This is a genomic window from Variovorax sp. P4_D9 (assembly GCF_056401695.1).
Genome location: NZ_JBFUIU010001245.1, coordinates 1 through 1,933, shown reverse-complemented (window position 1 = coordinate 1,933; position 1,933 = coordinate 1). Strand labels below are relative to the sequence as shown.

The 1,933-nt window shown below is 64.9% G+C and carries 2 protein-coding genes and 1 pseudogene; 2 read left to right on the top strand and 1 reads right to left on the bottom strand.

Translation table 11 applies throughout. From position 1 onward, the window contains the following. Nucleotides 1-185, bottom strand: a pseudogene (locus AC1DY5_RS53520) (IS630 family transposase); the annotation flags it as partial. 82 nt (nucleotides 186-267) lie between these two features. On the opposite strand from AC1DY5_RS53520, the gene AC1DY5_RS53515 reads away from it, so the two are divergent. Then, on the top strand, nucleotides 268-609 hold the full coding sequence (locus tag AC1DY5_RS53515; protein ID WP_478122335.1) for a sulfotransferase domain-containing protein: 342 nt from the start codon (nucleotides 268-270) through the stop codon (nucleotides 607-609). A 909-nt stretch (nucleotides 610-1,518) separates the two neighbouring features. Beyond that, nucleotides 1,519-1,933 (top strand): hypothetical protein (locus AC1DY5_RS53510; RefSeq protein ID WP_478122334.1); only part of this gene is annotated, 415 nt, incomplete at its 3' end.

The following is a 1,933-nucleotide window of genomic DNA, read 5'->3' as shown; positions in this document are numbered from 1 at the left end:
ACCGTTTGTGGCGTCACTCGCTGGCGAACGGCAACCGCCTTGTTCTCCATGCCATCGGCACAGCCCAACACGATGCGCGCTCGCAATGCCATGGCCTGCGCGGTCTTGCGCCGCAGCGTCAATGCCGTGAGTTGTTCGCGCTCTGCATCGCTGAGCACCAGTTCGCTCTTGGGTCTGCCTCTCATTGCCACCTCGTCGTGTCGACACACTACACGACGGACACAGGCAGACCAAATTAGTTCAACGAATCTCTAACTCGGGATACTAGTGGCGGACACRCCCGCCTGCCTGCGCCGCGTGGCGGACGGTTGGCGGATCGAAGTGACCGACGAGCGTCTCGCGCAGGTGGCGCACGACTTCTCGTTCGACCGCCTGCGCGAAGCCGTCCGCGGCGCCAACGGCTACATCGGCGACATGGTCAGCCGCGGTCACCTGCGGAGCGGGCAGGCCTCGGCCTGGCGCGACGAATTTCCGCCGGAGATCGCCGCCGACATTCAAGGCCGCTTCGCGGGCTACCAGACACGCCTCGGCTACCGGGGGACCGAGTGGGTCACAACAGCGCGAACTTCGGCTTTCAGGCGCCGAATCGCGTCGGACGAGTGTCGCTGATGGGCCCGAGCGCCTGTTCGCGAGACGCGGATGCAGCCGTTCACAGGCGATTTCGTCTTGGTCGTCCGTTGCCACCGCATCTGACCGCTGTCGCCGAACTCGGATTTCCTCGATGATTGCGACGAAGGTCAAGTTCCGAAGGTAGACCGGCCGTTCGCGAAGAAAAGTGCCAAGGTCTGCTGTCGTTAGGCGCCGACATTCGACAGGCCAAGGCGAACGGCTGCAGCCAGTCTTGAGCACGCCTTCGTGACGCGATCGCGGACTGGAACTGACGGCCATTAGCTGCCGGTCGCGAGTCTGCCAGGCTACGACCGCTCCGCTGCTTACTTGCCGCAACGGACATCACGAGCGCCGGAGAGCAAACGGCTTGGGCTTGGGCTTTGACGTTGCGATCCWGGCCKRGGAAATTCKCTCGCCCGCAAGTGGTGGGGCCGCTTTGAATTCGGCGGCAACTGACTGTCGGTAACACCTGGGCAGGGGATGTGGGTTGGTTCGCAGACCGCGGTGTTTCACAATCGGAGGCGAAGACAACGGAGTGCCTACATGAATGCACCCTCCGACAGTGCGGCACTTGCACTGCTGAACGAGCGCCGCGGCCTGTTGCGCAGTATGGGGGCGCTTGCGGTGATCAGCATGGCATCCGGAAGTGCAACGCTCACGGCCTGCGGCGGCGGAGGCTCCAGCGCCCAGTCAACAGTCGCCGCTGCTGTCCCTTCCCCTTCGCCTTCGCCTACGCCTTCCCCTACGCCTTCCCCTACGCCTTCGCCTGCGCCGCCTGCACCTGAACCTGAACCTGARCCTGAACCTGMACCTGAACCTGAACCTGCATCRACGACGCCAGCCCTCGGCGCCCGCGCGCTCGACTTCAACCGTGACGGKGTGTCGTCCTCATCGCTGTCCACTCCCGGCATGTCCACGCGCGCGACCGGAAGCACCCTCTTGGYCTGCGTCGGGCAGGGTGTGCTTTCGGCCGTCGCGCCGACGGACAACGTGGGCAATTCCTTCGTCCAGATCGATGCGGCGCACAGCTACACCCTCTGGCCGAGCTCGGGAACGGCSCTTTTTGCCTGTGCGCAGGCCCGGGGCATGARCGGTCACGCGGTCACCGTGGCGAAGCCCAAGGTCACMGACGAAACRACCCTGAGCGTTGTCGAGATCACCGGTGGCGGMTTGGTGCGCGATGTGCAGTGGCGCGAGGTGCTGTCGGGTCGGCCCTTGACCAGTGCCAGTGTCACCACCACCGGCCCTGCGCTGCTCGTCGCATGGTGGTGGGGCGATGCGGGTGTCGACYTGGACAAGACGGCCGTCCCCGACAACGGCTTCA